The sequence below is a fragment of the Micromonospora reichwaldensis genome (assembly GCF_031845925.1).
Lineage (GTDB): Bacteria > Actinomycetota > Actinomycetes > Mycobacteriales > Micromonosporaceae > Micromonospora > Micromonospora reichwaldensis.
On sequence record NZ_JAVRFL010000094.1, the window covers coordinates 1 to 439 of the forward strand.

The 439-nt window shown below is 73.8% G+C and carries 1 protein-coding gene; it reads right to left on the reverse strand.

The window, feature by feature from the left end; genetic code table 11:
- Nucleotides 1–353, reverse strand: a 353-nt coding sequence (locus RM555_RS30855; protein WP_311415005.1) for a ParA family protein, incomplete at its 3' end; no start/stop codon positions are given.
- Between the last annotated feature and the right edge of the window lie 86 nt (nucleotides 354–439).

Genomic DNA, 439 nt, shown 5'->3' on the forward strand with positions numbered 1-439 from the left:
TCCTGGATCTCCATCTCGCCCAGGAGCACGTCGTACACGGAGGCCACGTCTCCGGTGTGGGGGATGTTCAGCGCGGTGGACGCATTGCCCTGCGGGTCGATGTCCACCACCATCACCCGCATGCCCGCGCGGGCGAGGGCCGCGGCCAGGTTGACCGTCGTCGTCGTCTTGCCGACGCCGCCCTTCTGGTTGGACGTCGTGAACACGCGGGTGCGGTCGGGGCGCGTCAGACGGCGACGCTGGAGCCGCGCGGGCTCCTCGGCGTCGGCGCCGCCCTTCTCGGCGGTCCGGCCGGTCCACGTCTGGCGCAGGGCCCTCCAGGCCCCACCCCGGCTCTCCTGCTCCTGCGCCATGCGGCTCTACCTCCTGGGTCGCGGGTGTGCGGATCTGCTGCCGCCCGGCCCGTCCCGTCCCGGTGGGGGAGGGGTCAGCGGGGACG